This is a genomic window from Gordonia sp. PDNC005, from assembly GCF_016919385.1.
In the GTDB taxonomy this organism is placed as follows: domain Bacteria; phylum Actinomycetota; class Actinomycetes; order Mycobacteriales; family Mycobacteriaceae; genus Gordonia.
The window spans coordinates 3,828,849-3,854,864 of record NZ_CP070351.1; the positions used below are offsets into that span (position 1 = coordinate 3,828,849).

Genomic DNA, 26,016 nt, shown 5'->3' on the forward strand with positions numbered 1-26,016 from the left:
GCCCTGCGTCGAAATGACACCAATTCTCTATCGCTTCCTCTTGGCGCGACGTGCCGCCCGACGTGCTGCGGCGACGTCACTCGCGAGTTCCACTCTTGTCCCAGTGAGAAGAGTTGTCGGTTCGTCCAGCACATCGACTCCGCACTGAGACACTGTCAGATCTGCGAGCCCAGCCTTCCGAACCGCATCACGATCGCGTTCGATCTCGTCGGCGACCGATCGGCCCTTCAACGCCACCAGTCGGCCACCCACCTTGATCAACGGCGCCGACCAACCGGCAAGACGAGCCAGGGGAGCGACGGCGCGCGAAGTGACGATGTCTGCAGTTCCGACCGTCGCGACGATCGCCTTCTCCTCGGCACGTCCACGGATGACCGTGACGTTGTCGAGCCCGAGTTCCGCCACCACTTCGTCCAAGAATGTCGTACGACGAAGGAGGGGCTCGATCAGAGTAATCGACACGTGACGTTTTGCGATCGCAAGGGGGATGCCCGGCAATCCCGCGCCGGATCCGATGTCGAACACCGTCGAACCATCATCGATCACCTCGCCGAGCACGCCACAATTCAGGATGTGACGCGTCCACAACCGCGATACCTCGCTCGGTCCGATCAGTCCGCGGAGGACCCCTTCGTCGGTGAGCATCCGCGCGTAGCTCTCAGCCAGCTCGAGGCGGTCACCGAACACCTCGGCTGCACTCGCTGGTGTCGGCTCGCATTCGATCGCGGCTTGTTCGTCAGTCATCTGTCCCCGTTCGCTACTTCCGCGTTTCACGTGAAACACGGTGAATCACATGCATGTCATTCTCCCCTGTGAAACGAGAGAAGTCCCGGCCGGGTGGCCGGGACTTCTCAAAGCTCATGGGGGAGGGGAGTGGTCACTCTTTGATGACGACGACGCGTCGCTTCGGCTCCGCCCCTTCGCTCTCACTGTAGACACCGTCGACAGCTGCCACTGCATCGTGAACGATCTTCCGCTCGAACGGTGTCATCGGGTCCAACGACTCTCGATCGCCGGCATCACCGTCACGCACTCGTTCGGCGACTTCGGTGCCGAGGCGCGCCAGGCGATCCCGACGATCGGCGCGCCAGCGGCCCACGTCGAGCATCAGACGGCTACGATCGCCGGTCGCCTGCTGCACCGCGAGGCGAGTCAGCTCCTGAAGTGCGTCCAACACTTCACCGTCGCGACCGACCAACTTCGACAGATCTTTGCCTCCGTCGATGCTGACGATTGCACGATCACCGTCAACGTCCAGATCGATGTCGCCGTCGAAGTCGAGCACGTCGAGCAGCTGCTCGAGGTAGTCGCCCGCGATCTCGCCTTCTTCGACCAAACGGTCTTCCTCGTCGACCTCTTCGACGTCCACGTCTGGCTCGACGGGCGCCTGCACAGCGTCTCCGGTCATGGTTGTACCTCTATCTGTCTTCGGAAAAAGTTCTGGTGGGAAGAACCGGATCAGCGCTTGCGACCCTGTTTGTTCTTCTTGTTGCGCTTGTTGCCGGACTGCTTGGCGCCACCCGGCTTGTTCGCGGGGCGCTGCCCGGGGACAGGCTTCTTCGGCGCCTCGTCGACGGCGGTCTCAGTCTTCTTCGTGAGATCGGTCTTCTTCTCGACTTCGACGGCCTCGTCGACAACATGCTTCGTCTTGACACCCGGCTTGGCACCGGGTTTCGGGGCGTTGGCCTTGTTCCGCTCTTCCTTGGCGAGCTTGGCCTCTTCCTCTTCCTTCGCCATGCGGCCGAACACGATGTGCTGCTGGGCGTAGGTCCAGAGGTTGTTGCTCACCCAGTAGATGAGGATGGCGACGGGGAAGAACGGGCCGGTCACGAGAATGCCCAGCGGGAAGACGTACAGGGCGAGCTTGTTCATGATTCGCGTCTGCGGGTTGTCGGCAGCCTCGGCAGTCTGACGAGCGACCGACGCGCGCGAGTTCATGTGCGTCGCGATCGAGGCCACGATCATCAGCGGAACGACCACAAAACCGATCTGCCAGCGAGTGAAGTCAATCGTCCCACCGGGTTCGACGAAGGCTTTGAACTGCTCAACAGGCTCGGTGATGTACGACGACAGCGGAACACCGAAAAGGCGAGCATCGAGGAAGTTCGCGACCTGATCCGCACTGAACGCGTAGTTTCCCGTTCCGCGCGTCTCCGCAGCCGTCATCGCGTGGCTCGGCGCACCGAACGGCATAGCGGTTCCGGCACCCATGCGGTTGAACGAGCGCAGCACGTGGAACAGACCGATGAACACCGGGATCTGCATGAACATCGGGAGGCAGCCGAGAAGAGGGTTGAAGCCGTGCTCCTTCTGGAGCTTCTGCATCTCCTCGGTCATCTTGACCCGGTCGTTGGCATACTTCTTGCGGATCGCCTGCATCTGCGGGTTGATTTCCTGCATCTGCTTCGTCGTGCGGATCTGCTTGACGAACGGCTTGTACAGGATTGCGCGAAGCGTGAAGACCAGGAAGACCACCGACAGCGCCCATGCGACGCCGTCGCCGCCGGGAGTGTTCGGCGTCAGGTGGTCGAACAGCCAGTGCCAGACCCACATGATCCAGGACACCGGGTAGTAGATGAAGTTGAGCACGGCTCAGTGACCCCTATCTGATGACGACGCCGCGGCGTCGCTGGTGGAAAGCGTGGAGGGGACCGTTCTCCGGCACCGGGTCGTAACCGGGCTTGTGCCATGGTCCGCATTTGAGCAGTCGCCAGACCGACAGCACCGAACCCCAGAGGAATCCGTGCTTGGTCAGCGCTTCGACCGCATAGCCGCTGCACGTCGGCTCGAACCGACACGTAGGCATGCGAGTGGGAGAGATCCAGGTCCGGTACAGCTCGACCACAAAGATCAACGATCGACGAGGGAGCGAGTACAGACTGCGAAAGAACGTCATGAGGAAGAACCTGCCCGCGCGAACGCCTTCTGCGCCTTCGGGTGAGCGAATCCGGCCCGGAGTTGGGCGGCGAGTTCATCCGTCGACCGGGTTGCGATCGACGGGAACGCACGGAGAACAACAAAGGTCTCCGGGTTCTCAAGCTCCGGGCGGATCTGTGCGAAAGCGTGACGAAGACGCCGAGCGACTCGATGACGGACGACGGCGTTGCCGACCTTCTTCGAGACGATCAGGCCGAGCCACGGTCCGCCGCGGAGGGCGACGTCGGCACGCAGAGCGCTGGTGTCCGGCCACTCCACACCGACTGGTGCAAGGTGAATCACCAGATCACGCGCCGAAACCCGCACACCGGAACCCAGTGTGCGGGTGAAGTCGGATCTCGTGGAGATCCGCCTGGAGTCGGCAGTCACCGATCAGCGCGATCGGAGGCGCGCCGAATCAGGCGGTCAGCTTGGCGCGGCCCTTGGAGCGGCGGCCGTTCACGATGGCGCGGCCGGCGCGGGTACGCATGCGCAGACGGAAACCGTGCACACGAGCGCGACGACGGTTGTTGGGCTGGAAAGTACGCTTCCCCTTAGCCACTGGGTACTCCTAGGGTCGAAACTGCAGGTGGTCCTCGGCCCATGCTCACCTGCGCGGTCTCATCCCACAAGGAATGACCAGCAAGCGTGCTTGGGCGACCTTTCGAGACTACTCAGTGCCGCCTCACGAATCAAACCGCTCCCCACCAGGCTCGATCTGTCCCAGGAGAATTACAAGGGTGGAATTTGTTCACAGCTTTGTCCACAGATGTGGATAACTGTGTGGAGAAGTTAGCGTCTGCGGCGTCGTTCGTGGCACGCTTTACGCCTGAGAGTGACTGATGCGGGATGAGGGGACGCGAGATGCCGAGCGATCGGGAATCGTTCAACGATGTGTGGAACAAGGTCGTCGCTGAACTGACCGACGAGTCCGGTCTGCAAGGGGCGCAACCGCTTTCGCGGATGCAAAAAGCCTGGTTGTCGCTGGTTCAGCCGCTGACGATGACCGAGGGCTTCGCTCTCCTGGCCGTCCCGACACCACTTGTGCAAGAACAGATCGAACGCGATCTCCGCGACTTGATCCGGACGACGCTGAACCGCCACCTCGATCAGTCTGTGGACATCGCCGTGCGCGTCGCCGAACCACAGGAGGTGACACCCGCACCTGTGGAGAGCGTGGGGACACCGCCGCCGGCGGCCGACCCGACACCCTCGAATCAGTTCGCCGCTTTGAACTACTCAGAGCAGCCGACACAGGGCCCCCACCCGGGTCCGCGCGAGTGGACGACCTACTTCCAGGATCGCGATGTCGCGACACCCGCGGAGAGCAGCACCACATCGCTGCATCCTCGCTACACCTTCGACACGTTTGTCATCGGCGCGTCGAACCGCTTCGCTCACGCATCGGCGGTCGCCGTCGCCGAGAACCCGGCTCGGGCGTACAACCCGCTGTTCATCTGGGGTGAGTCCGGCCTGGGCAAGACTCACCTGCTGCACGCGGCAGGTCACTACGCGCAGCGGCTGTACCCGGGCATGCGTGTGAAGTACGTGTCGACCGAAGAGTTCACGAACGACTTCATCAACTCGCTGCGTGATGACCGTCGTGCCGTGTTCAAGCGCCGGTACCGAGACATCGACATGCTGCTCATCGACGACATCCAGTTCCTGGAGGGTCGAGAGGGCATCCAGGAGGAGTTCTTCCACACGTTCAACACGCTGCACAATGCGAACAAGCAGATCGTGGTGTCGTCGGACCGTCCGCCGAAGCAGTTGGCGACGCTCGAAGACCGACTCCGCACCCGATTCGAGTGGGGCCTGATCACCGACGTCCAGCCACCGGACCTCGAGACGCGGATCGCCATCCTTCGTAAGAAGGCGCAGATGGACAAACTCGCGGCGCCCGACGACGTGCTGGAGCTGATCGCGTCGAAGATCGAACGCAACATCCGCGAGCTCGAAGGCGCCCTCATCAGGGTGACGGCGTTCGCGTCGCTGCAGAACGCCGAGCTCGACCGTTCACTCGCCGAGGTGGTCCTGAAGGCGCTCATGCCCGACGACGGGTCGATCGAGATCAGTGCGGCGAGCATTCTGGCGATCTCCGCGGAGTACTTCGACATCTCGATCGAGGATCTTCGGGGACCCAGCAAGGTCCGCAACGTGACACAGGCCAGGCAGATCGCCATGTACTTGTGCCGCGAGCTCACCGATCTGTCACTGCCGAAGATCGGCGAGGCGTTCGACCGCGACCACACGACAGTCATGCACGCGGTCAAGAAGATCAACAAGGAGATGCCTGAGCGGCCGAAGGTCTACGACCACGTTCAGGAACTCACCGCGCGCGTGAAGCAGCGCGCGAACCGTTGACCCTCAAGTGACCAACCAGAGTTGTCTTCAAGCGTCCCGGCGCGTGTCCTCGTGTGTCGCCACCGGCGTGTCGCTCCTACAAAACCCCAGGTGCGCTTCGCCGACACCCTGTGGACAACTTGGTGACGACTACCCCGAAAGTTGTGCACAGGAGTTGTGCACACTGTGGATAAATATCGCCGTCCACAGGGGCACAGATTTGTCCACAGGTGCCGTCCATTCAGGTTCCACACGGCTCAGTGCCGCATGACCTGCGGCTACGACCGTTGTCCACAGATTTCACAGGCCCTACTACTACCTATATTTTCTTTCTAGAGATCTTCCTTTAAAAGTAGGAGTGTGGATGCACAGCTCCACACACTCCGGACCCCGTCCCGGCGGTGCACCAAATCTCACAGGTGTTGCGACCACCCACGGTGGTCGCTCTAAAGTGGGATTCATCGCGGCACTCGATGGGCCGCCAGGCTTCGCACAACCGTGCTCCAGGGCCGAACCAGCAGAAGGGCAATCACCGCTGATGAAGTTTCGTGTCGTGCGTGACGAGTTCGCCGACGCCGTCGCGTGGGTCGCCAGGAGCCTGCCGTCTCGTCCGCCGGTGCCAGTTCTTGGCTGTGTGGTCCTGACAGCGGGTGACGACGGCCTGCGTGTGTCGGGCTTCGACTACGAGGTCTCGGCAACGCAGACGATTTCCGCTGAGGTCGCCGAGTCGGGAAAGTCGCTGGTCTCGGGGCGGCTTCTCGCAGACATCACGAAGGCACTCCCGCATAAGCCCGTCGATGTGACCATCGACGGAAGCCGTGTCGCGATCTCGTGCGGCAGCTCCAAGTTCTCGCTTCCGACGATGCCCGTCGAGGACTACCCGGATCTGCCCGACGTTCCGGAGACCACGGGAACGGTCCCCGCGGAGCTGTTCGCCGAAGCGGTCTCCCAGGTCGCCGTCGCGGCCGGTCGTGACGACACCCTGCCGATGCTCACCGGTGTTCGTGTTGAGATCGAGGGCGACAAGGTGGTCCTCGCGGCCACCGACAGGTTCCGCCTCGCGGTCCGCGAACTGCATTGGGCCCCTGCGGAATCCGGTGCGTCCGGCGCTGCGCTCGTTCCGGCGAAGACGTTGTCCGAGGCGGCGAAGTCGGCGGGCTCGGATGCGACGGGAAGTGTGGAACTCGCCTTCGGCTCGGTCCACGCGATCGGCTCCGACGGCATCCTCGGCATCACGAACAACGCTAAGAAGACCACGACTCGACTGCTTGACGCCGAGTTCCCGAAGTTCCGTCAGCTGTTCCCGGCAGGCCACACGTCGGTCGCCACCGTCGAGAGCGCTCCGCTGATCGAGGCCATAAAGCGTGTGGCGCTGGTCGCTGAGCGCGGCGCGCAGGTCCGCATGGACTTCAGCCGTGACGCAGTCATGTTGACTGCCGGCGGCGACGAAGCCGGCAAGGCCGAAGAAGAGCTCCCCGTCTCGTTCTACGGCGAGCCGATCATCATCGCGTTCAACCCGACCTACCTGCTCGACGGTCTCGCGGCCATCGGCTCCTCGATCGTCGAGTTCGGATTCACCAACCCGGAACCCGACGGCAGCGGACAGCGTCGCGCCGCCGTGCGTCCCGCCGTGCTGCGGCCGGCGTCGGGCGACGATCCCTCCGCCGACGAATCCGGTCTGTACGCAGCGCCGGACAGCGAGTTCAGCTACCTGCTCATGCCGGTCCGCCTGCCGGGCTGACCTGCGCTCACCACGCCTGAAAGAGGATCTCACCATGCAGCTCGGACTTGTCGGCCTCGGCAAAATGGGTGACAACATGCGGGCCCGCGTCAAGGCCGCCGGCCACGACGTCGTCGGCTACGACCCACGTCCGGAAGTGTCCGACGTCGCCGATCTGGCTGGACTCGTCGAGGCTCTCGAGGCGCCTCGCGTCGTGTGGTTGATGGTTCCGCACGGTGAGGTCACGCGAAACTCGGTCACCGAGCTCGCCGGCCTCCTGGAGCCGGGCGACGTCGTGATCGACGGTGGCAACTCACGATTCACCGACGATCAGCCGCACGCCGACCTCCTCGCGGTGAAGGGCATCGGTTACCTCGACTGCGGTGTCTCAGGCGGTGTGTGGGGACGTGACAACGGGTACGCGCTGATGGTCGGCGGCAGCAAGGACGACGTCGCGAAGGTCATGCCGATCTTCGACGCGCTGCGCCCGGAGGGTCCGCGTGAGAACGGCTTTGTGCACGTCGGACCCGTCGGTGCAGGTCACTACGCGAAAATGGTCCACAACGGCATCGAGTACGGCCTGATGCACGCCTACGCCGAGGGATACGAGCTCCTCGACGCGGAGCCGCTCATCGAAGACGTCACCGGCACCCTCCGCGCCTGGACACAGGGAACCGTCGTCCGTTCGTGGCTGCTCGACCTCCTGGTTCGTGCACTCGAAGAGGATCCGGGCCTGTCCGAGATCTCCGACTACACGACCGATTCCGGTGAAGGCCGCTGGACTGTCGAAGAGGCGATCCGCCATTCGGTCCCCGCGAACGTCATCTCCGCCGCACTCTTCGCACGCTTCGCGTCGCGCCAGGAGACGTCACCTGCTCTGAAGGCGGTGTCTGCGCTGCGCAACCAGTTCGGCGGACACGCCATGCGTGACGGCTCCGGCGCCAGCGTGGGCGAGACGTCCAAGCACTGAGGGCGTTGGATCGCCGGTGTTCGTCCGGGAATTGAGTCTGCGCGACTACCGGTCGTGGCCGACCGCGGAGTTCACTCTCGCTCCGGAGACGACGGTGTTCGTCGGTCGGAACGGATTCGGAAAGACGAATCTGCTCGAGTCGCTGTTCTATGTCTCGACACTCCGATCGCACCGGGTGTCGGCTGATGCGCCGCTGGTCAGGTCCGGTTGTGATGCGGCGAAAGTATCGGCGACCGTCGAGAACGACGGCCGCGAGCTGACCGTCGACTTGACGATCGCGGCCTCCGGCGCGAACAAGGCGACGATCAACACTCGCCCGGTGCGGCGTACGCGGGAAGTCCTCGGGATTCTGCGGACCGTGTTGTTCGCCCCCGAAGACCTGTCCTTGGTGCGCGGCGATCCGGGGGAGCGGCGTCGGTTCGTCGACGAACTCGTCGCTCAACTCCGGCCGATCGCCGCAGGCGCCAAAGCCGACTACGACCGCGTTCTACGTCAGCGATCGGCGCTGCTGAAGACGGCGGGCGCCGCGATGCGCCGCGGCGAGACCGACTCGGTGTTGACCACCCTCGACGTGTGGGACGGTCAGCTCGCCGACCTCGGAGCACAGGTGACGGCGGCGAGACTGGCCGTGGTCCGGCAGATCGCACCCCACGTGACCGGGGGATACGCGTCTATCGCACCTCATTCGCGTCCTGCGACCATCGCGTATCGATCAGCTGCCGGCCTTGAAGTGGACGCATCCGAGGGCGGTGACGAGTCGATTCCGCACATCCGCGAGGTGCTCGCCGACCGTCTGGTGCAGATGCGGTCTAAGGAGATCGACCGCGGTTTGTGCCTGGTGGGACCGCATCGGGACGACGTTGAACTGGTCCTCGGCGACGAACCGGCGAAGGGCTTCGCCAGCCATGGGGAGTCGTGGTCGTTTGCGCTCGCGCTGCGGCTGGCGAGTGTGGAACTGCTCCGCGAAGACGGGGTGGATCCGGTGATCATGCTCGACGACGTCTTCGCCGAACTCGACGTCCGACGCCGCGAGAAGCTCGCCGAGTTCACCGCGGACACCGAACAACTGCTGGTCACGGCTGCTGTCGCGGACGACATCCCGGCGGCGGTCGGCGGCCGACGGGTCATGATAGGGGTGTCCGACGACGACGGACCGCGGCGCTCATTGGTCGTCGAGGACGATTCGATGAGGGACGATTCAGTGGTGGACGAGTCGAGCGGGGAGGTGCCTTCCGATGTCTGAGGACGATCCGCTCGCCGGGCGCAGCGGGTACGAGATGGCGCGGAAGGCGCTCGAAGACGCACGCGCGGAGGCCAAAGCCGCCGGGAAGTCGGTCGGCATGGGCCGATCCGCGCCGATGCGCCCGCGCCGATCCGGCGACCGGTCACGCCGTTCCTGGTCAGGGGCTGGACCGGACTCGCGCGATCCGCAACCGTTGGGCAGACTGACCGGCAAGATCGCGAAGTCGCGAGGCTGGGAACCGAAGGTCGCCGAAGGCACGGTGTTCGGCATGTGGCCGACGATCGTGGGTGAGGACATCGCGTCGCACGCGACGCCGGAGCGGATGGCCGACGGAGTGCTGCACATTCGTGCGGAGTCGACCGCATGGGCGACGCAGCTCCGGTACATGCAGGGGCAGATCATCGCGAAGATCGCCGCCGCGATCGGACACGGCGTGGTCAAGAGCCTCCGAATCGTTGGACCGCAGGCGCCGTCGTGGCGAAAGGGGCCCCGCCACGTGTCCGGTCGGGGACCGCGTGACACGTACGGCTGATCGCCGATTCAACGCGCCGGAACCGTTTTGAACGTCAACGGACTCGATGCAACCACTGATCGTCGCGCTACGAGCAAATCAGGGCTCGCCACACCCCTGCTGAGCGCGGCTGCTCAGTCGCCCTGCGGGTACACTGACAGAGACTTACTCGCGAGATGAACAGGAGTGGACCCTTCGTGGCCGACACCAGTAGCAACGAGCCGAAGAAGAACAGCAAAGGCAAGGCCGGCGAGTACGGTGCGGACTCCATCAGCATCCTCGAGGGTCTCGAGGCCGTCCGCAAACGTCCCGGCATGTACATCGGCTCCACCGGTGAGCGCGGTCTGCACCACCTGATCTGGGAAGTCGTCGACAACTCTGTCGACGAGGCGATGGCCGGACACGCCACGCGGGTCGATGTCACCCTGCTGGCCGACGGCGGAATCCGCGTCGTCGACGACGGTCGAGGCATGCCGGTCGGAATGCACGCCACTGGTGTCCCCGCTGTTGAGGTCATCATGACGCAGCTGCACGCGGGCGGAAAGTTCGACTCCGATTCGTACGCGGTGTCCGGCGGTCTGCACGGTGTCGGCATCTCGGTCGTGAACGCGCTGTCCACACGCGTCGACCTCGAGATCCGAAACAACGGATCGTTCTGGAACCAGACTTACACGTACGCAGAGCCCGGTCCTCTGGTGGAGGGTGCCGCGACACGCGAGACCGGAACCTCGGTGTCGTTCTGGCCGGACGCCGAGATCTTCGAGACGGTGAAGTTCAACGCCGAGACCGTCGCTCGTCGTCTCCAGGAGATGGCGTTCCTGAACAAGGGCTTGACGATCACGCTCACCGACGAGCGGATCACCGAGGCGGACGTCGAGGCTGCGCCGGACGTGGAAGGCGACGACAGCGCTGAGTCGATCAAGACCGCCGACGAGCGTGCGGAGAAGATCGCCAAGGTCAAGACCCGGACGTACCACTACCCGGACGGTCTGGTCGACTACATCAAGCACCTCAACCGCACCAAGAACGCGGTGCACAAGTCGGTCGTCGGCTTCGCAGCCAAGGGGACCGGCCACGAGGTCGAGATCGCGATGCAGTGGAACGACTCGTACTCCGAGAGTGTTCACACATTCGCGAACACCATCAACACCCACGAGGGCGGAACGCACGAAGAAGGCTTCCGCGCGGCGCTGACCAGCACTGTCAACAAGTACGCACTCGACAAGAAGCTGATCAAGGACAAGAAGGAAGAGCGTCTCTCCGGCGACGACATCCGTGAAGGTCTCGCCGCGGTGATCTCGGTGAAGGTCGGCGACCCGCAGTTCGAAGGTCAGACGAAGACCAAGCTCGGCAACACCGAGGTCAAGAGCTTCGTGCAGAAGGCGTGTAACGAGCACCTCGCCGACTGGTTCGAGGCGAACCCGGCCGAGGCGAAGATCATCATCCGCAAGGCCTCCGACTCCCACCAGGCTCGTGCCGCGGCCCGCCGAGCACGCGACATGGTGCGCCGCAAGACCGCGACCGACATCGGTGGACTGCCCGGCAAGCTCGCCGACTGCCGCAGCAAGGATCCGGAGAAGTCCGAGGTCTACATCGTGGAGGGCGACTCCGCAGGCGGCTCGGCCAAGTCGGGCCGCGACTCGATGTACCAGGCGATCCTGCCGCTGCGCGGAAAGATCATCAACGTCGAGAAGGCTCGCATCGACCGTGTCTTGAAGAACGCCGAAGTCCAGTCGATCATCACCGCGTTCGGCACCGGCATCCACGACGAGTTCGACATCGCCAAGCTGAGGTACCACAAGATCGTGCTCATGGCCGACGCCGACGTCGACGGTCAGCACATCGCAACGCTCCTGCTCACGCTGCTGTTCCGTTTCATGCGGCCGCTGATCGAGCAGGGCCACGTCTACTTGGCGCAGCCGCCGCTGTACAAGCTGAAGTGGCAGAAGGGCGCCGCACCGGACTTCGCGTACAGCGACCGCGAACGCGACGCACTGCTGGAGGCGGGCAAGGCCTCGGGCAAGAAGATCAACATGGCCGACGGCATCCAGCGCTACAAGGGTCTGGGCGAGATGAACGCCAGCGAGCTGTGGGAGACCACCATGGACCCCGACGTCCGTGTCCTCAAGCAGGTCACCCTCGACGACGCCGCCGCCGCCGACGAACTGTTCTCCATCCTGATGGGCGAAGACGTCGCTGCTCGCCGCAGCTTCATCGCACGCAACGCCAAGGACGTCCGCTTCCTCGACGTGTAGTCCTTCTCGGCTCGAGGACGACGAAGGCTTGTTGAGCCTTCCTGATCGTCGAGCAGAGTCGAGACACCGTCGAGACGCCAACTAAGAAAGTGAATCCATGAGCGACGAAACCGACCTGTCACCGCTGAACGGCGACGGAACCGGCGACCGCATCGATCCCGTCGACCTCGGCCAGGAGATGCAGAACTCCTACATCGATTACGCGATGAGCGTGATCGTCGGCCGCGCACTGCCTGAGGTCCGCGACGGCCTCAAGCCTGTGCACCGTCGTCTGCTGTACGCGTCGTTCGACGCAGGCTTCCGCCCGGAGCGCGGCTACGTGAAGTCGGCGCGTCCCGTCTCGGAGACGATGGGTAACTACCACCCGCACGGCGACAGCTCGATCTACGACGCGCTGGTCCGTCTCGCGCAGCCGTGGTCGATGCGCTACCCGCTGATCGACGGCCAGGGCAACTTCGGTTCCCGCGGCAACGACGGCGCGGCCGCCATGCGATACACGGAGGCTCGTCTCACTCCTCTGGCGATGGAGATGCTCCGCGACATCACCGAGGAGACGGTCGACTTCGTCCCGAACTACGACGGTAAGACCGAGGAGCCGACGGTGCTGCCGTCGCGTGTCCCGAACCTGCTGATCAACGGTTCCGGCGGCATCGCGGTCGGCATGGCGACCAACATCCCGCCGCACAATCTGCGCGAGGTCTCCGACGCGGTGTTCTGGGCTCTGGAGAACCCGGAGGCGGACGAGGAGAGCACCCTCGAAGCGTGCATGGAAGCCGTGAAGGGCCCGGACTTCCCGACGGCTGCACTGATCGTCGGAAGCCAGGGCATCAAGGATGCCTACATGACCGGGCGCGGCAGCATCCGCATGCGCAGCGTGGTGGACATCGAGGAGAACAAGGGCGCCACCCAACTGGTGATCACCGAGCTCCCGTTCCAGGTGAACCCCGACAACCTGATCGGCTCGATCGCCGAGCAGGTGAACGACGGCAAGCTCAAGGGCATCAGCAAGATCGACGACGAGTCGTCCGACCGCGCCGGCATGCGCATCGTGATCACGTTGCGTCGTGACGCTGTCGCGAAGGTCGTGCTGAACAACCTCTACAAGCACAGCCAATTGCAGACCAACTTCGGCGCCAACATGCTGTCGATCGTCGACGGTGTGCCGCGCACTCTGCGTCTGGATCAGATGATCCGCTACTACGTGGCTCATCAGATCGAAGTGATCGTCCGACGGACTCGTTACCGTCTGCGCAAGGCCGAGGAACGCGCGCACATCCTGCGTGGTCTCGTGAAGGCCCTCGACGCCCTGGACGAGGTGATCGCGCTGATCCGCGCGTCGGCCAACACCGATGCCGCTCGCAGCGGGTTGATGGATCTCCTCGACATCGACGAGATCCAGGCCGACGCGATTCTGGCGATGCAGCTGCGTCGTCTGTCTGCTCTCGAGCGTCAGAAGATCGTCGACGAGTTGGCCGAGATCGAGCGCGAGATCGCCGACCTGAAGGACATTCTGGAGCGTCCCGAGCGTCAGCGTGCGATCGTGCGCGACGAGCTGAAGGAGGTCGTCGACAAGTACGGCGACGACCGTCGCACCAAGATCATCGCCGCCGAAGGCGATGTGACCGACGAGGACCTGATCGCTCGTGAGGACGTTGTCGTCACGATCACCGAGACCGGGTACGCCAAGCGCACCAAGACTGACCTGTACCGCAGCCAGAAGCGCGGCGGCAAGGGCGTGCAGGGCGCAGGCCTGAAGCAGGACGACATCGTCGCTCACTTCTTCGTGTCGAGCACCCACGACTGGCTGCTGTTCTTCACCACGAAGGGTCGCGTCTACCGAGCGAAGGCGTATGAGCTGCCCGAAGCGAACCGGACCGCTCGCGGTCAGCACGTCGCCAACCTCTTGGCGTTCCAGCCGGAGGAGCGGATCGCTCAGGTCATCCGGATCTCCGGCTACGACCACGCCCCGTACCTGGTGCTCGCCACCCGCAACGGCCTGGTCAAGAAGTCGCGTCTGGACGCGTTCGACTCGAACCGCTCCGGCGGCCTGGCCGCGATCAACCTCCGTGGTGACGACGAGCTCGTCGGCGCACAGCTGTGCAGCGGCGACGACGATCTGCTGCTCGTGTCGAAGAAGGGCCAGTCGATCCGCTTCACCGCGGGCGACGAGGCGCTGCGCCCGATGGGCCGTCAGACGTCCGGTGTGCAGGGCATGCGATTCAACGACGACGACGAGTTGCTGTCGCTCAACGTGGTCCAGGACGACACCTACCTGCTGGTCGCGACGTCGGGCGGTTACGCGAAGCGCACCGAGATCAGCGAGTACACGCCGCAGGGTCGAGGCGGCAAGGGTGTGCTGACCATCCAGTACGACCCCAAGCGCGGCGAACTGGTCGGCGCGATCATCGTCGATCTCGACAGCGAGGTGTACGCGATTACATCCGGCGGCGGTGTGATCCGGACTCTTGCGAAGCAGGTCCGAAAGGCTGGACGTCAGACAAAGGGCGTTCGCCTGATGAACCTGTCGGACGGCGACAACCTGTTGGCCATCGCCCGCAACGCCGACGAGCCGGAAGAGGGCGCGGCAGAGCAGGAATGACGCCTGTTGCGTTTAGGGTGGGTGGTGTCACCCGTCCAGTGAGGAATTGCTTGTGAGCACACCTGACGACCAGAACGCCGACCGCGGCCAGGTCGTTCCCCCGTGGAAGCGGGGGGAGAAGTCCGCGTCGACCGGTCTGACTGCCGGTGAGATGGCCAAGGCCGTCTCGTCCGACGACGCTCGCCCCGCCGGCCCGGCTCCTCGTGGAGTCGTGTCGGGACAGCGTCCGTCGACGCCGTCATCGGGCCCGATCCCGACCGTCGGTCCGCCTGCTGCGACGCCTCCTAAGGCGCCGACGGGGCCGCAGCAGGCCGCACCTTCGGCCCCCAAGCCAGCGTTTGTGGAATCGGACACGCGGAACATCCCGCGCGACGATCTGGCGAAGAAGGACCAGCTGCCCGACCTCGACGCGATTCACCAGGTGGAGGCGTCGAAGGACGCGAAGGCCGCCGCTGCGCGCGCACAGTCGCAGACCATCCCGTCGCGCGCCATCGGAGTTCCGCTGCGTGCAGCGGTCCAGATCCGGCGCGTCGACCCGTGGTCGGTGTTCAAGGTGACCGGCGTGCTGTCGATCGCCGGCTTCTTCATCTGGATGATCGCTGTCGCCGTCCTGTACGGCGTCCTGGCGGGCATGGGCGTGTGGGACCAGATCAACGGCTCGTTCGGCGACATCATCGCGTCTGACGGCACCAGCAGCGGCTCCGACATCATCGGCACAGGCATGGTGTTCGGGTTCTCGGCGGGCTTCGGTGTGGTCGCTGCGATTCTCGTCACAGGTATCGCGACGATCTCGGCGTACATCTACAACGTGTGTGCCGACATGGTCGGCGGCGTCGAAGTGACGCTGGCCGACCTCGACTGAAGTAGTCGTCACTAGGTCTGTGACCTGCCGTTTTGGTACTTCCGGAATCGTCGGGTAACGTTCCATCTCGGTTCAAGGGCCTATAGCTCAGGCGGTTAGAGCGCTTCGCTGATAACGAAGAGGTCGGAGGTTCAAGTCCTCCTAGGCCCACCACGACCACCCGGCGATCGACTATCATGGTCGAAGCCACCCGGGGCCTTAGCTCAGTTGGTAGAGCGCCGCCTTTGCAAGGCGGATGTCAGGAGTTCGAATCTCCTAGGCTCCACAAGTAAGTAGACACACGGTCAGGCGCGGTACCGAGAGAATCGGTATCGCGCCTGACTCGTTGTGTGCACGTTCTGCCGCATCTCCTAGGCGGCGACGCGCGTGGCCCGGTGGGTGCACGCGGTCAGCGGTGAGGATCTGCGCCGTGGCTGCGACGGTTCTCGAGGAGTTCAGGCTCGGCTTCCTGTCGTTGCCGACGTTCGGGGATAGGCCGGTCGAGCAGATCGTGAATCATCTTGATCGGGCTGTGCGGTGGGCGGCACCGGAGCTGCCTCCGGTGATGGAGCGGGGGCACTGAAGTGGCTCAAGGGAAACCTCTACGAGCCGGAGCATCCGACATTGGTCTGGGGTGAGGCTCGCATGCCGAACATCCTGTACACGCCCCAGCTGTCGGTGGCGGGCGTTCTGGACTGGGAGATGGCGTATCTGGGCCACCACGAGGCCGACTTGGCCTGGTTGCTCTTCCTGGACTGGGCCTGCAGTGACTTCGAAGGGCATGCGTCGCTTCCGGGAACTCCGTAACGAGATGAGACGATCGCGCGCTACGAAGAGTTGACAGGGTGGAAGGTGCGGAACCTCCGCTTCAACGAGGTTCTGGCCGCGGTCCTGCTCGCGGTTCCGCTTGTGCGCCTGACCACCCATCTGCGGTTGGGAGCTGACGTGGACATCAATGGCTTCTGCATGCACCGCCTCGAGCAGCTACTCCCGCCGAACGCCTGAATGAACCCTGCGTCCGATTCTCCGGTGGAGTCAATCACTCGAGACGTTTGATTCGGGTCGAGTCGGGCAGAAGGCCGCACAGCAGGCCAGCTTGCCTCTCAGATGGATGAGACGTTCGAGACTCACTGAAGGAGCGGGTCTCCAATCGCCTGAAGCACCGACCGGCGGTACAGGCGAGAGTCAGTGCACCCGACGAGCGACGAAGTTCGCGGCGTTGTCGGTCATCCCGTTGACGGCGTATTCGCCGTGCACAGTGTTCGGTCGGCTGATGGGTCCGCCGTCGCAGATGTTGTCGCCGGGAATGCAGTACTCGCGAGTCATCGCGCGGTAGCGCGCACCAACGCGCATCGGAGGCACGCGGGCGTCACGGAACCAGCGATCTGCGGGACCGCCGAAGATCAGCACCCCTGCGACATGGCGCGCGACAGATCCCGCCAGCGGCGAGGGCACTTCAGTGAGGATCGGAGCGACGGCGTTCAGCTGATCGCTGACGGCGTACGTGACGACGGCCGCCCCCTGCGAATAGCCGCCGACGACGATGCGAGTGGAGGGGCAGCGCGATGCGATCGCGCGCATCTGGCCCTGGGTGTCACGGACGCCGACGGCGACGGTCTTCAGGAAATCGATGCCCTCGGTGAACGCGTCGCTCGCCTGGTAGCGGACCGGGGAGACGCGGACCGACTTGCCGGGGAAGCGGTTCTGAAGCGACCGGTACATCGCCTGACCGGTGGTTCCCACCGGTGCGCCGGATTCCTGTGTTCCACGGGCGAACACCAGGTGAATATCGGCGCAGTCGGCCGCCGAGGCGGTTCCGGTTCCGGACGGGACCGTGACTCCTACAATCGACAACAGTCCGACCAAGACGATGAGCAGGCGCTTTGTCATGCTCTGCATAGTAGAGCGTCCTGCCGACAAATGCCCGCCATCCATCAGTCGGCGTTTGATCCGTCGAGTCGAACGGAAACAGCAGACCAGCGCTCGATCAGCAAACTCAACGCAATCCGAATGCGTGGATCGTCGAGGTCGACGCCGATCAGGTCGGCGATCGAATTCCGACGATTCCGCAGGGTATTCGGGTGAATGCCGAGCTTCGCTGCCGCGCGGGTCGGCTCTGCCGGAGATGCGAGGATTTCGCGAAGGGTCTGCACATAGGCGCTCGAATGGTCGGCGTCATGACGCGCCAACACGTCGACCGGGCTCGGTGCAGTCCCGGCGAGCGAGGCGACAGCGCGAGCGATGACAACCTCGTGCCACACGTCGTCGGATGTGGACGGAGTGGGAACCGCCCCTGCACGTTGCAGCACGAGTACGTCGATCGCATCGGCGCGAGAACGGGGGAGGTCTGCGGCGGCGACGGCCACCCGCCCTGCGGCGAGATGCGTGTCGGCCTTGGAGAGGGAGTGGGTCGTCGCGCTCAGCCACGCCCAACTCCCCGGGCGACGACCGGCCGCCGTGACCAGAGCCATCGGAATCCCGTCCACCTCGGTCAACAAGGGCTGGGACCATCCGGCTCGCCGCAGTGCGATCTCCCAGAGTTCGAGGCCGAATCCCTCGTCCGCCGAAGCGCTCCCAAGCGCGACGACGCGCCACGGCCCGTCCGGGAGTCGGTCCGACGCTTCGTCTCCGGTGATCAGGACCGATCGCAAGCGCTCTATGGTGACCCGCCGCGCGGCACCGAAGACGGCGCGCAGTCGGAGGAGATGCAGTGCGACCACTGACGTGGTGCGGACGAGCTCCGCGAGCTGTTCGTCGGACAGCGGGCCCGGGTCCACGACCCAGATCGATCCGAGCAGTTCTCGACCCGCTCGCACCGGGACGACGAGACGTTCAAGCACGCCGTCCGAGCCCGCGGCGACTCGGAAAGGCTCAGTCGCGGCGTGCAGGGTCCGGAACACTCCGCGTGAACGGAAATGCTTGACCACGTGTTCGGGCACTCGTCGTCCGACGATCGTCGAGATCCGGACCGGGTCGGCGGTGTCCTGCAGAGCCGAGTACGCCAGCACCCGAGAGAAGGCGTCCTCGATGGTCACCGGCGCCGACACGATCGCCGCAGCGGCATCGGCGAACTCGAAGAGCTCGCTGTAATCCACCGGGTGCGCAACGAGCGCTCCCGCCGAGCTCGTCGACTGGTCGAGCACACTGCGCACCAGCCACGCGAAATGGGTCCACGACACGATCGGCCGCAACTCGAGCACGGGAAGCCCGAGATCTGCCGCGACGGCGGCCACCTCGGGAAGTTCGGCGTATGGCGCCCGAAGCACCACTGCCGCGGCCTGTACGGCCTCTGCCGCCCGCAGAACGTCCAGCGCGGAGTCGGCGTCGTGTGCGCCGTTGCCGAGCAGCAGAGTTCCCGCGTCGTGAGACGGCAGGTCCCCGTCGGCGAGCAGCACGTCGGTCACCGTCCGTCGGACACCGTTTCCTGTCCGCCGGACGATTCCCTCGCCGAGCGACTCCGCCAACGTGTCGACGTCGATCACAGTGCCCTCACCACAGTTGAGACTGTACTCAACTGTGGCTAACGAACAGTGACTTCCATCACTTGAGGTCCGACACTGAGGTGACAGGCATCAGGCGACGAAGGGCAGGACACAATGAGCAACACAGGTCACCAGCGGCGGATCGCCGTCGTCGGAGCGGGCATGGTCGGACTGTCCACCGCGTGGTTCCTCCAGGAACGCGGTGTCGAGGTGACCGTCCTCGAGCGCAAAGACGTCGCCGCCGGATCGTCCTGGGGCAACGCCGGATGGCTCACTCCGGGAATCAGCACTCCGCTTCCCGAACCTGCAGTGCTCAAGTACGGGATCCGTGCGGTGCTGAGTCCGTCGTCGCCCGTTTACGTGCCGCCCACTGCCAACCCGCGTCTCATTCGGTTCCTCACCTCATTCGCGCGGCACAGCACCGCAGCGCGTTGGAAGACCGCGATGGACTCACTCGTCCCGATCAACCGAACCGCGCTCCCGGCGTTCGACGCCCTGGCCGACGGAGGAGTGGAAGTCGGTACGCGTGCCGCGGATGACTTCATCGCCGCGTATCGCACCGAATCGGACCGCGAAGTGCTCCTCGACGAGCTCGAACACATCAAGGCCGCCGGCCAGGACATCGGATTCGAGCTGATCAGCGGCGCGCGGGCGCGAGAGATCACCCCGGCGCTGTCGGAGGAGGTGAACTACGCGATCCGACTCGAGGGACAGCGGTTCATCGATCCCGGCGCGTTCGTCGACTCGCTCGCGGCGTCGTTCCGCGGTCGCGGTGGCGTGATCCGTGAAGGTGTTCGTGTCGACGACGTCGACGCGGCCGCGACAGGCGTTGTGCTGACCACCTCCGAGGGCGTCGAGCGATACGACGACGTGGTGTTGGCGACGGGCGCCTGGATCAGCCGGCAGGCCCGCGACTTCGGCGTTCGCGTGCCGGTCCAGGCCGGTCGGGGCTACAGCTTCAGCGTCCCGGTGGACACCGTTCCGACGAGTCCGGTCTACTTTCCTGCACAACGAGTGGCGTGCACACCGCTCGGTGACCGCTTGCGAGTCGCCGGAATGATGGAGTTCCGTGATCCCGACGCCGATCTCGACAGCCGCCGGATCAAGGCCATCGTCGACGCGGCGCGTCAGCTGTTGACGGGTGTCGACCTCGACGACCGCAAGGACGAGTGGGTCGGTTCGCGGCCCTGTACGCCGGACGGTCTCCCCGTGATCGGCTCGACCTTCGCTTCCAACGTGCACGTCGCGGGTGGTCACGGCATGTGGGGAATCACCCTCGGACCCGCGACCGGCCGTCTCCTCGCGGAGTCGATCGTCACCGGTACGACGCCGCGGGAGCTGGCGCCGTTCAACCCACTCCGCTGACGGAGGGCATCGCTGACGTCAGATGAGGATCCAGAGGTATGCGATGACACCGAGTACCAGGGCGAGCAGCCACAGGTAGCCCACGATGATCGCAGCGACGGCGAAGTGCCGCCCGATGGTGCCGTCACGGTCGATCTGGTTCCTGGACCGGTATCCCAGCCACAGACCGAACGGGAACGTGATGCCAAGGCCAGACAGCACGAGAGCGACGATCGACAGGTAGTTGATGTCGGCCTGTGCCGACGAAGTGGTTGTCGACGACGTCGAGGTGGGGGCCACCGGACTCTCCTTCGCGGGCGCGGGCGGTGAGGCGGGAGCCGCAGGCGACATGGGTCGCTTGGGTTCCGGCGCTGCCGAGTAGGCGAGCGAACCCGCTTGCTTCGCCTGGTCGACGGGTGGCTGGGTCGGTCGTGGCGGAGGCTGGTTGCCGTGGGGCGGACGGGGCTGCGGGGGCGGACCCTGCGGCGGGCGACCCGGCTGGGCCTGGTGCTGCGGCACGGGCTGCGCGGGGCGCGGCGGGTTCGGGCCCGAAGGCATCGGGCCGCGGCGCGGATCGTCGGTGGTCACGAGTACAAATTACCTTCCGCCGAGGTCGGACGGACCGTCGGACAGATCCTCGATGCGCGGAACTGTCGGCGACACCGGCGGATGCTCAGTGCGCGAACGACGCGCGACGACGACGATGCCTGTCACCAACAGGACGAGCGCAGAGCCGACCACGACGAGGAGTTTGTTGCCCATCACTCCAGGTTGCCAGGTGATTCGGGTCCACGCCAACCGCGTCGCCGCTGATAGGGGCCCGATCACATCGAATTGTCAGACGGACATGGTTTGATTGATGTCGTGAGTGAGCAGAACAAGACCGCGACCCTGCACACCAATCGCGGCGACATCGTCATCGAACTCTTCCCGAACCACGCACCGGTCACCGTTGCGAATTTCGTCGGCCTGGCCGACGGCTCCAAGGAGTACACGACCACCAACGCCAAGGGTGAGGCCAGCGGCCCGTTCTACGACGGCGCCGTGTTCCACCGCGTCATCGAGGGCTTCATGCTCCAGGGCGGCGACCCGACGGGCAGCGGTCGTGGCGGCCCGGGCTACCAGTTCAAGGACGAGTTCCACCCCGAACTCCAGTTCGATCGTCCGTACCTCCTCGCGATGGCGAACGCCGGACCGGGTACCAACGGCTCGCAGTTCTTCATCACGGTCGGCGCCACGCCGCACCTGAACCGTCGCCACACGATCTTCGGCGAGGTCAAGGATGCAGCGTCGCAGGCTGTTGTCGACGCCATCGCCGCCACCCCGACCGATCGCGCCGACCGGCCGGTCGACGACGTGGTGATCGAGAGCGTTGAGCTCTCCTGACTTGAACCAGGTCTGTTACCGACACACCGACCGCCCCACCGCGTTGTCATGCACGCGGTGCGGGCGGTCGGCGTGTCATGAATGCCTCCGTCCCGCATCCGTCGGTCAACACTGTGTCGACTGCGTCTCGCAGGACGCTGCATCGGCTCGGGTGACCTCGCCAACGCCCGCAGTCGTGTCGGCGAATGCCAAGCCGCTCGTCACCTACACGCTGATCGCGATCAACGTGATCGTGTTCGCCGCAGTGCTTCTGCAGGCGGGCGGGACAACGCTGCCCTACTCCTCGATCTATCGAGAAGGCGCCCTCATCAGCGGAGCCGGACTCGACGATCAGTACTGGCGGCTGCTGACCTCGGGGTTCTTGCACCAGAGCGTGCCGCACCTCGCGATCAACATGTTCTCGCTGTACATCATCGGCGCGGACCTGGAGAGAGCTCTCGGCCGTGGCCGCTATCTGGCCATCTACGTGGTGAGCCTGCTCGGGGGAAGTGCCGCCGTGATGGCGTTCCAGTCGGGCATCACCGCCACCGCAGGCGCTTCGGGCGCCATCTACGGTCTGATGGGTGCGCTGCTGATACTTCTTCTCCGCGTCAAGGCCCCGGTGCAGACGGTTCTCGGCGTGATCGCGATCAACATCGTCATCTCGGTGACCATCCCCGGGATCTCCCTCTACGGACACCTCGGCGGTCTGGTGTTCGGAGCGGCGGCCGCCGGTGCGGTCGTGTGGTTGCCGGCGCGACTGCTGCCTCCGGAGCGCCGGACCCAGGCGGCCGTCTCCCGCATCGGCTGGTACGGACTGGCGGCCCTCGCGGTGCTCGCCGTAGTCATCGGCACCAGCCTCGGTGCCGTCGCCTAGAGCCGGAGGTCTCTGCTCGTCGAACGGAGTCGAGGGTTCAGTCGACCGGGAAACCTGCGTCGGTGAGTGCCTCGACCACGACGGTCGGCTCGACGCCGAGATCCCATCGACCGAATACGAGGAGCCGGTCGTCGGGTAGGTCGATCACCAGCTGACGACTGCGCCCGGCGAGGCGGCGGGTCTCGAGGGTTCCGACGCGAACCACATCGCTGGCAGTCAACGACACGCGACCGGTGAGCGTCCGGACCACGATCCGCGGTCCCGGAAACAAGGACAGACGCGGGCGGCGGACCAGCGCGATCACGCCGGTCACGATGAGCCCGACTGCCGCCACCCCGATGAACACCATTGCGGGCGGTTCCGTGTACGACGCTGCAGCGGCCGCCGCTAACGCGATCCCGGCGCCGATCAAGGCGATGCCGGCCGCGAGCGGCGTCGACCATGAGGCCGACGGCGTCGAGTCATCCACAGTATTCATTCGTTATCCACAGGCGTTGTTCACAGGTGGGGATGAGTTACACACATGTAATTTCCACACTGGGGACAACACTGTGAGGTGTTCGCCCTCAGCGCCAGCCCATCGTCATCAACAGACCGACAACCATGAAGCCGAAACCGATCAGCATGTTCCATGGGCCGAGCTCGGCCATCCAGTTGAGGAACTTGCCTTCCGCACCCCATGCCTCCTGCGTGGCGCCCAAGTAGTAGACGAGCAGCCACACCAGGCCGATGAGCATGAGACCGAACATGACGGACTGGTACACAACTCCCGACGGACCCGCCTTCACCTTCACCGGAGTACGGCTGGCGCTGTTGACGGTGTAGTCGGTCTTCTTCCGGACCTTTGACTTAGGCATACCCTCTACGGTATCCCAGCTGCACCGCCAGCAGCGAAAACGATAACCTTGCAGGCGTGCGCATCCTCGTCATCGACAACTACGACAGCTTCGTCTACAACCTGGTCCAGTACTTGGGCCAGCTCGGTGTCGAGGCAGTCGTCTGGCGCAACGACGACGAGCAGCTCGCAGACCTCGAGGCCGTGGTCTCGGACTTCGACGGAATCCTCCTGAGCCCCGGGCCGGGCACCCCGTCGCGTGCCGGTGCGACGGTGCCGATCGTCGGCGTTGCGGCCGCAGCCGGGACTCCACTTCTTGGGGTCTGCCTCGGGCACCAGGCGATCGGTGAGGCGTTCGGCGCCACCGTCGATCGTGCTCCCGAGCTCCTTCACGGAAAGACGTCGCTGGTGAATCACGACGGCCGCGGTGTTCTCGCCGGGCTGCCCGATCCGTTCACGGCGACTCGCTACCATTCGCTCACCGTGCTGCCCGAGACGATCCCGGACGTGCTCGAGGTGACCGGGACCACCGACTCCGGCATCGTGATGGCGATGAAGCACCGTGACCTTCCGATTCACGGAGTGCAGTTCCACCCGGAGAGCGTCCTGACGCAGGGTGGGCACAGAATGCTCGCCAACTGGCTCGCCGTGTGCGGTTTCGACGTGCCCGCCGGCCGCGTCGACCTCCTCGAAGAGCAGATGGCCAAAGCTCTCGCCAACTGACTCCGCCGCGTCTCCTCCTGCTCGTTGCAGCGTGAGCAGAGAGGTCGAGCGGGCGAGGCGAGTCGAAAGCGCCTAGAACAGGCTGCCCTTGCCGACGACGACGGACACCGAGTCGGACTTCTTCAGGGTGTCGTTCGCCGCAGGCCGCTGGGACATCACTTTGCCGTCGTTCGGGCTGGCGAGCGGCACCTTCCGTTCGGTGATCGTCAGGGTCGTGTCGTCCCAGCCTGCCTGAGTCAAGGCGGCCTGGGCCTCCTCGGGCGTCTTGCCCCGCAGGTCGGGTACGACGAACATGTTTCCGCGCGAGATCATCACCTGCACGGTGCTGCCGACGCGAACCGATGTGCCCTCGCCTGGCGAGCTGTTGACGACCTGACCCGCGGGCAGTTCGGAGTCGGCGGGGACGAAGACCGGTTCCAGCTTCATCTGTGTGAGTGCGGTCCGGGCCTGCTTCTCGGTTTGACCTCGCAGGTCGGGGATCGTCACCTCTTGTGGTCCGGTGCCGATGTAGACGACCACCCGGCTGGTGACCGCGACGGTGGCGCCGGTCTGCGGGTTGGTTCGCACCACCTTGTCCTTGAGGGCCGCGGTCGAGTCGATCTTCTCGACTTTCACATCCTCGAACCCTTGGACTTTCAGCGTGTTCCGGGCGTCTTCGAGGGTCTTGCCGCGCAGATCCGGAACGGGATTCCGTTGCGGACCGGACGACACGTACAGCATGACCTCCGAGCCCTTGGGCGTGGGGACGTCGTTGCCGGGAACCGTTCGGGTGGCAAGGCCTTCGGCGATGTCCGAACTCGCCTCCTTCTGCTCCCTTACGTCGAAGCCCGCTTGTTCTAGGTTCGCTTTCGCCGCGTCGGCGGACAGGCCTGCGACCTTGGGCACGGCGATCGACGGTTGGTCAGGAGTCCAGGGCGCCCACGCGATGAGGCCGCCGACCAGCGCGAGGATGGCGATGAGTGCCACCGCCACCTGGAGGCGCCTACGCCGGTAGATCGGGGTCGGCTCGTCCTCGATCACTTCGGAGAGGCGGTGACCGTTGCGTCGCGGCGTCGACTCGTCGTCGGTGGATGCGAGCCGGGGCGCGTTGATGAAGTCGGTCTGCTCCTGGTCGGTGAGCAGCATGGGCGCGGACGGCTTGCCGCCTGCGAGCACCTTGATGAGGTCGGAGCGGAAGTCGGCTGCCGTCTGGTATCGGTTCGCCGGGTTCTTGCTCATCGCCTGCATGACGATCGAGTCGAGTTCCGGCGACAGACCCGGACGTACGGCGGACGGCCTGCGTGGATCCTCGTGGACGTGCTGGTGAGCGACGGCGATCGGTGAGTCACCGGTGAACGGGGGCTCGCCGGTGGTGAGTTCGAAGAGCACACAGCCCATCGAGTAGATGTCACTGCGCGGATCGACCTTGATGCCGCGTGCCTGCTCCGGCGAGAGGTACTGCGCGGTGCCCATCACGGCGGACGTCTGGGTCATGGTCGCCGACGTGTCGTCCATCGCCCTGGCGATGCCGAAGTCCATCACCTTCACGGCACCGGCCCGGTCGATCATCACGTTGGCGGGCTTCATGTCCCGGTGGACGATCGCCATGCGGTGCGAGAAGTCCATGGCGGCCGCGACGTCGGCCATCCACGTCATCGCCTGCTTGGGCGCGATGACACCGTCGTCGGATGCGCGGAGGATGTCGCGGAGGGTGTCGCCGTCGACGTACTCCATGACGATGAACGGGATCGGACCTTCGGGGGTCTCGGCCTCACCGGTGTCGAAGACCTGCACGATCGACGGATGCGTCAGCTTGGCGGCATTCTGGGCTTCACGGCGGAACCGCAGGTAGAACGACGGATCACGCGCCAGGTCGGCACGCAGCACCTTGATCGCGACGTCGCGGTGCAGCAACAGGTCGCGAGCGTACTGGACTTCGGACATCCCGCCGAAGCCCAGCGTCTCGCCGAGCTCGTATCGCTCGGAGAGGTAGTGCGGATCCAGGTCGCTCAC

At 64.9% G+C, this 26,016-nt stretch carries 28 protein-coding genes and 2 tRNA genes; 17 read left to right on the forward strand and 13 right to left on the reverse strand.

What is annotated here, in order from left to right; genetic code table 11:
- Positions 1–27: 27 nt before the first annotated feature.
- From rsmG to rpmH, 6 genes are all read right to left on the reverse strand, one after another.
- Positions 28–744, reverse strand: a complete 717-nt coding sequence (rsmG, locus tag JVX90_RS18435) for a 16S rRNA (guanine(527)-N(7))-methyltransferase RsmG (protein ID WP_205330108.1) — start codon at positions 742–744, stop codon at positions 28–30.
- 133 nt (positions 745–877) lie between these two features.
- Entirely contained in the window at positions 878–1,408 is a 531-nt protein-coding gene (locus tag JVX90_RS18440) for a R3H domain-containing nucleic acid-binding protein (RefSeq protein ID WP_205330109.1), read from the reverse strand.
- A 50-nt stretch (positions 1,409–1,458) separates the two neighbouring features.
- Entirely contained in the window at positions 1,459–2,589 is a 1,131-nt protein-coding gene (gene yidC, locus JVX90_RS18445) for a membrane protein insertase YidC (RefSeq protein ID WP_205330110.1), read from the reverse strand.
- Positions 2,590–2,602: 13 nt separating this feature from the next.
- Positions 2,603–2,896: a membrane protein insertion efficiency factor YidD gene (yidD, locus tag JVX90_RS18450; RefSeq protein ID WP_205330111.1), complete on the reverse strand. Its 294-nt coding sequence runs from the start codon at positions 2,894–2,896 to the stop codon at positions 2,603–2,605.
- On the reverse strand, positions 2,893–3,306 hold the full coding sequence (gene rnpA / locus JVX90_RS18455; protein ID WP_205330112.1) for a ribonuclease P protein component: 414 nt from the start codon (positions 3,304–3,306) through the stop codon (positions 2,893–2,895). The genes yidD and rnpA overlap by 4 nt, the downstream gene beginning before the upstream one ends.
- Positions 3,307–3,334: 28 nt before the next feature.
- Positions 3,335–3,478: a 50S ribosomal protein L34 gene (gene rpmH, locus JVX90_RS18460; RefSeq protein WP_006337454.1), complete on the reverse strand. Its 144-nt coding sequence runs from the start codon at positions 3,476–3,478 to the stop codon at positions 3,335–3,337.
- Between the two features lie 302 nt (positions 3,479–3,780).
- Here rpmH and dnaA point away from each other — a divergent pair, with 302 nt between their 5' ends.
- From dnaA to JVX90_RS18525, 13 genes are all read left to right on the forward strand, one after another.
- Positions 3,781–5,280 carry a chromosomal replication initiator protein DnaA gene (gene dnaA / locus JVX90_RS18465; RefSeq protein WP_205330113.1) on the forward strand — a complete coding sequence of 500 codons (1,500 nt, stop codon included), beginning with the start codon at positions 3,781–3,783 and terminating at the stop codon, positions 5,278–5,280.
- A 517-nt stretch (positions 5,281–5,797) separates the two neighbouring features.
- Positions 5,798–7,000 carry a DNA polymerase III subunit beta gene (dnaN, locus tag JVX90_RS18470; RefSeq protein WP_205330114.1) on the forward strand — a complete coding sequence of 401 codons (1,203 nt, stop codon included), beginning with the start codon at positions 5,798–5,800 and terminating at the stop codon, positions 6,998–7,000.
- Between the two features lie 34 nt (positions 7,001–7,034).
- Positions 7,035–7,949, forward strand: a complete 915-nt coding sequence (gene gnd, locus JVX90_RS18475; protein WP_205330115.1) for a phosphogluconate dehydrogenase (NAD(+)-dependent, decarboxylating) — start codon at positions 7,035–7,037, stop codon at positions 7,947–7,949.
- 16 nt (positions 7,950–7,965) lie between these two features.
- Positions 7,966–9,192 (forward strand): DNA replication/repair protein RecF, encoded by a 1,227-nt coding sequence (gene recF, locus JVX90_RS18480; protein WP_205330116.1) that lies wholly within the window; start codon positions 7,966–7,968, stop codon positions 9,190–9,192.
- Positions 9,185–9,724: a DUF721 family protein gene (locus tag JVX90_RS18485; RefSeq protein WP_205330117.1), complete on the forward strand. Its 540-nt coding sequence runs from the start codon at positions 9,185–9,187 to the stop codon at positions 9,722–9,724. Before recF ends, JVX90_RS18485 begins: the two co-directional genes overlap by 8 nt.
- A gap of 176 nt (positions 9,725–9,900) precedes the next feature.
- On the forward strand, positions 9,901–11,958 hold the full coding sequence (gyrB, locus tag JVX90_RS18490) for a DNA topoisomerase (ATP-hydrolyzing) subunit B (RefSeq protein WP_205330118.1): 2,058 nt from the start codon (positions 9,901–9,903) through the stop codon (positions 11,956–11,958).
- 97 nt (positions 11,959–12,055) lie between these two features.
- Positions 12,056–14,557 carry a DNA gyrase subunit A gene (gene gyrA / locus JVX90_RS18495; RefSeq protein ID WP_205330119.1) on the forward strand — a complete coding sequence of 834 codons (2,502 nt, stop codon included), beginning with the start codon at positions 12,056–12,058 and terminating at the stop codon, positions 14,555–14,557.
- A 52-nt stretch (positions 14,558–14,609) separates the two neighbouring features.
- A complete protein-coding gene (locus JVX90_RS18500; protein WP_205330120.1) occupies positions 14,610–15,419 on the forward strand; it encodes a DUF3566 domain-containing protein in 810 nt (269 codons plus the stop codon).
- 76 nt (positions 15,420–15,495) lie between these two features.
- Positions 15,496–15,572, forward strand: a tRNA-Ile gene (locus JVX90_RS18505).
- A 39-nt stretch (positions 15,573–15,611) separates the two neighbouring features.
- A tRNA-Ala gene (locus JVX90_RS18510) sits at positions 15,612–15,684 on the forward strand.
- A gap of 144 nt (positions 15,685–15,828) precedes the next feature.
- The gene (locus JVX90_RS18515) at positions 15,829–15,981 is read left to right on the forward strand and encodes a hypothetical protein (RefSeq protein ID WP_205330121.1); all 153 of its coding nucleotides are present in this window, start codon (positions 15,829–15,831) and stop codon (positions 15,979–15,981) included.
- Complete coding sequence (locus tag JVX90_RS18520) at positions 15,936–16,205, forward strand: phosphotransferase (RefSeq protein WP_205330122.1); 270 nt, start codon at positions 15,936–15,938, stop codon at positions 16,203–16,205. The genes JVX90_RS18515 and JVX90_RS18520 overlap by 46 nt, the downstream gene beginning before the upstream one ends.
- A gap of 45 nt (positions 16,206–16,250) precedes the next feature.
- Complete coding sequence (locus tag JVX90_RS18525; protein WP_205330123.1) at positions 16,251–16,403, forward strand: hypothetical protein; 153 nt, start codon at positions 16,251–16,253, stop codon at positions 16,401–16,403.
- A gap of 180 nt (positions 16,404–16,583) precedes the next feature.
- Here JVX90_RS18525 and JVX90_RS18530 read toward each other — a convergent pair whose 3' ends face one another.
- Both JVX90_RS18530 and JVX90_RS18535 read right to left on the reverse strand, forming a co-directional pair.
- Positions 16,584–17,288 carry a cutinase family protein gene (locus JVX90_RS18530; RefSeq protein WP_240193958.1) on the reverse strand — a complete coding sequence of 235 codons (705 nt, stop codon included), beginning with the start codon at positions 17,286–17,288 and terminating at the stop codon, positions 16,584–16,586.
- Positions 17,289–17,332: 44 nt separating this feature from the next.
- Positions 17,333–18,880, reverse strand: a complete 1,548-nt coding sequence (locus tag JVX90_RS18535) for a PucR family transcriptional regulator (protein WP_205330125.1) — start codon at positions 18,878–18,880, stop codon at positions 17,333–17,335.
- Between the two features lie 114 nt (positions 18,881–18,994).
- Here JVX90_RS18535 and JVX90_RS18540 point away from each other — a divergent pair, with 114 nt between their 5' ends.
- Complete coding sequence (locus JVX90_RS18540) at positions 18,995–20,245, forward strand: FAD-dependent oxidoreductase (protein WP_205330126.1); 1,251 nt, start codon at positions 18,995–18,997, stop codon at positions 20,243–20,245.
- An 18-nt stretch (positions 20,246–20,263) separates the two neighbouring features.
- Here the strand turns inward: JVX90_RS18540 and JVX90_RS20635 are convergent, their stop codons facing one another.
- Positions 20,264–20,812, reverse strand: a complete 549-nt coding sequence (locus tag JVX90_RS20635) for a DUF4190 domain-containing protein (RefSeq protein WP_240193959.1) — start codon at positions 20,810–20,812, stop codon at positions 20,264–20,266.
- Positions 20,813–20,821: 9 nt separating this feature from the next.
- Positions 20,822–20,986, reverse strand: coding sequence for a hypothetical protein (locus tag JVX90_RS18550; protein WP_205330127.1), 165 nt, complete (start codon positions 20,984–20,986; stop codon positions 20,822–20,824).
- Positions 20,987–21,088: 102 nt separating this feature from the next.
- Between JVX90_RS18550 and JVX90_RS18555 the strand changes: the two genes are divergently transcribed.
- Positions 21,089–21,610: a peptidylprolyl isomerase gene (locus JVX90_RS18555; protein WP_205330128.1), complete on the forward strand. Its 522-nt coding sequence runs from the start codon at positions 21,089–21,091 to the stop codon at positions 21,608–21,610.
- A 151-nt stretch (positions 21,611–21,761) separates the two neighbouring features.
- The gene (locus JVX90_RS18560) at positions 21,762–22,466 is read left to right on the forward strand and encodes a rhomboid family intramembrane serine protease (RefSeq protein WP_336819722.1); all 705 of its coding nucleotides are present in this window, start codon (positions 21,762–21,764) and stop codon (positions 22,464–22,466) included.
- A gap of 37 nt (positions 22,467–22,503) precedes the next feature.
- Here the strand turns inward: JVX90_RS18560 and JVX90_RS18565 are convergent, their stop codons facing one another.
- Both JVX90_RS18565 and crgA read right to left on the reverse strand, forming a co-directional pair.
- Complete coding sequence (locus tag JVX90_RS18565; protein ID WP_205330130.1) at positions 22,504–22,944, reverse strand: PH domain-containing protein; 441 nt, start codon at positions 22,942–22,944, stop codon at positions 22,504–22,506.
- An 88-nt stretch (positions 22,945–23,032) separates the two neighbouring features.
- Complete coding sequence (gene crgA, locus JVX90_RS18570) at positions 23,033–23,323, reverse strand: cell division protein CrgA (RefSeq protein ID WP_205330131.1); 291 nt, start codon at positions 23,321–23,323, stop codon at positions 23,033–23,035.
- 56 nt (positions 23,324–23,379) lie between these two features.
- On the opposite strand from crgA, the gene JVX90_RS18575 reads away from it, so the two are divergent.
- Positions 23,380–24,024: an aminodeoxychorismate/anthranilate synthase component II gene (locus tag JVX90_RS18575; protein WP_205330132.1), complete on the forward strand. Its 645-nt coding sequence runs from the start codon at positions 23,380–23,382 to the stop codon at positions 24,022–24,024.
- Positions 24,025–24,096: 72 nt separating this feature from the next.
- Here JVX90_RS18575 and pknB read toward each other — a convergent pair whose 3' ends face one another.
- Positions 24,097–26,016, reverse strand: coding sequence for a Stk1 family PASTA domain-containing Ser/Thr kinase (gene pknB / locus JVX90_RS18580; RefSeq protein WP_275889931.1), 1,920 nt, complete (start codon positions 26,014–26,016; stop codon positions 24,097–24,099).